General features: G+C 48.9%; 2 pseudogenes. Both read left to right on the top strand.

Features of this window, described 5'->3' with window-relative positions:
- Window positions 1-110: 110 nt before the first annotated feature.
- Window positions 111-1,832 (top strand): annotated as a pseudogene (locus tag DXB52_RS15185) (hypothetical protein); the annotation flags it as partial.
- Between the two features lie 452 nt (window positions 1,833-2,284).
- A pseudogene (locus tag DXB52_RS17580) lies at window positions 2,285-3,010 on the top strand (type IV secretion protein Rhs); the annotation flags it as partial.

The raw sequence follows: 3,010 nt of genomic DNA, 5'->3' as shown, positions 1-3,010 counted from the left end.
TTACGGGTAGCCGTATCACGTTTGCTTATGAAGAGGAAGCACCGTTTCGTCTGGTGAAGGTCCAAAAAGAGACCGGGGAATTCTTTGCCTTTTTCTATGACACAGAGGGTATGTTGGAGCGTGTAGAAGACCATACAGGAAGAGGCGTGGCATACAAGTATCAGGGAGAACTTTTGAAGGAAGCCACACTTCCGGACGGGAATGCTTTCCGTTACGGTTATACCCCGCAGGGAAAACTGGAGCAGGTGGAGAACCCAAGGGGGATCATGACGGTAGAAAACTTCTTTGATGAGGAACACCGAACCACCTTACAGAAGTTCCCGGACGGGACACAGATGTCTTATACATATGACGAGGAAAAGAAAACGGTGGAGCTTACCGAGCGGAACGGAAGCCGTGTGGTTTATGTCCATGATGATAAGTACCGGGATATCAAGCATATCCACAGCAACGGGGAGGAACGCTTTGCCTATAACCAGAACAATCAGAAGACCTTATATGTGGACCGCCTGGGGAATAAAACCCAGTATGCCTATGATCCGGCAGGAAATCTGGTGCGTGTGATCGACACCCTTGGAAATAAGACGGAAATCCGGTATGGAGAAAAGAACCAGCCAACCGGGATCAAGATAAATGGAAGAGAAAAACTGTGCGGGGAATACGATGCCCAAGGAAGGCTTGTAAAAACCAAAGATGCCCTTGGAAATGAAGTGGAGATTGCTTATACAGCGTCCGGGTGGCCGCAGACCATCCGGCAGGCAGACAAAAGCAGGATCACGCTTTCCTATGATGCAAGGGGAAACATCACAGCGATGGAAGATGCACAGGGAAATGTCACCCGGTATGGGTATAATGCCCTGAACCGGATGACAGAAAGCATAGACGGAAAAGGGAATGTTACCCGTTACACCTATGACATCATGGGCAATGTGACCTGTGTGGAAAATGCGGAAGGAAACTGCCAGAGCTACGAATACAATGCAAGCGGAAAAGTAACAAAGGTAACGGACTTTGACGGGGAAAGCATCCGAAGGGAATATAATGTCTTAAACCGCCCAAGCAAGGTCATTGATAAAGAGGGAATGGAAACCCTCCTGACCTATGACAGCATGTGGAACCTTGCCAGAGTGACAACACCGGATGGGGCAAGGACAACCTATCTTTATAACGAAGAGAACCTGCTATCCCGGATAAAGTATGCAGACGGCGCTGTGGTACGCTATACCTATGATGCCAATGGAAACCGGATTGGGGAGGAAGATGAAAACGGGGCAAAGACCACGTTTGTTTATGATGCCCTTGGAAGAGTGGTGGAAGTCAACGGGGAAGAAGGACTCCACTATGCCTATCGGTATGACGGGGAAGGAAATCTCATCGAGGCGGAGGATGCCCTTGGAAATAGGGTATCTATGGAATACGACGGAAACGGAAATCTGATAAAGGAAACCAATCAGCTGGGGGAAAGCCGCAGTTATGCGTATACGCCACTGGGAGATGTGGAAAGCATTACCGATGAGGCAGGGCGGACTACCTGTTACCAGTATCAAAAAGGCGGATTATTGGAAAAAATCCGATACGCAGATGGGACAGAGGAAGCCTTTACCTATGATGCTAACGGAAACCTGGAAACCCATACCCTTGCCACCGGGTTTGTGCTGACCTATGGATATGACAGCATGGACCGTATCGTAGAGATCATGGGAAGTGAAGGGGAAAAGAAATCTTATACTTATGATGCCCTTAGAAACGTGACTTCCATGACCGACGGGGAAGGGAATACGACCCGGTATGCTTATACCTTAAGCGGACAGCTTGCGAAGGTGACGGATGCCCTTGGAAATGAAACGGAATATCAATACGATGCCTGTGACCGTCTCACAGAGATTCGCCAGTATGGTGCAGAGGGAAGCCTGAAGGAGGATACAGAAATATCCGGTATGGATGCAGACTTTCTGGAAGCAGAGAGACAGAATGGAAGAAAACGGCGGTGTCAGATCACCCGTTATACCAGAGACCTGCGGGGACAGGTCACAGAAACTGTCGATGCACTGGGACAGAAGGAAACCTACACCTATGATAAAAAAGGGCAGCTTCTTGGAAAACTGGATAAGGAAGGGTATCTGACCAAGTATGCCTATACAAAACAGGGAGATCTATCCGGCATCCAGTATGCAGACGGAAAGGAAGTGAAGCTGTCCTATAATCCGCTCCGGCAGCTGATTGAGATACAGGACTGGCTAGGAAGCACAAGGATCACCCGGATGCACTGGGCAGGGCAGAAAAGGTGCAGTACCCGGACGGAAGGGAAGTATCCTATACCTATGGAAAAGCAGGAGAGAGAAGAAGCATTACATACCCGGATGGAAAGACAGTATTCTATGGCTATGATGAGCAGTTCCGTCTTTCGGAACTGAAGGAAGGGGACAGCATCATTACCTATGGGTATGATACGGTGGGAAGACTGTGTGAAAAGCAGTTCCCGAATGGAACAAAGACTACCTACCGTTATGACAGAAAGGACCAGCTGACAGAACTGTTGCATCAAGACCAGGAGGGCATCCTTGACCGCTACACCTATCTGTATGACCTTTTGGGAAATAAGACCGGAATCACCAAGGAAAGAAGAGGGCTGGAGCGTGAGAGCGGACAGTACCGTTATGGGTATGATGCCCTGGGCAGGCTGTCAGAAATCCAAAAGGACGGAGAGATACAGTACCGTTATGGTTATGATGCCTTTGGAAACCGTACATGGAAAGAAGAAAGCGGGGAACAAACATCTTATCAGTATAATGCCCTGAACCAGCTGGTAAGCGAAAGACAGGGGGAAATCCGCAAAGAGTACGGTTATGATAAGAGAGGAAACTTAACCGCTATTCTTGAAAATGGGGCATGGAAGAAGCAGTATGTCTATGGAGCAATGAACCGTCTGGAAGAAGCGGTGGATGCGGCAGGCAAACAGGCAAGATACCAGTATAACGGGCTGGGACACCGGGTAGGAAAGCAGGAGGGT

It is taken from the genome of Ruminococcus sp. OM04-4AA (genome assembly GCF_003462585.1).
In the GTDB taxonomy this organism is placed as follows: Bacteria; Bacillota; Clostridia; order Lachnospirales; family Lachnospiraceae; genus Mediterraneibacter; species Mediterraneibacter faecis.
The sequence above is the reverse complement of the archived record's forward strand: the minus strand, read 5'-3'. Positions and strand labels throughout refer to the sequence as shown.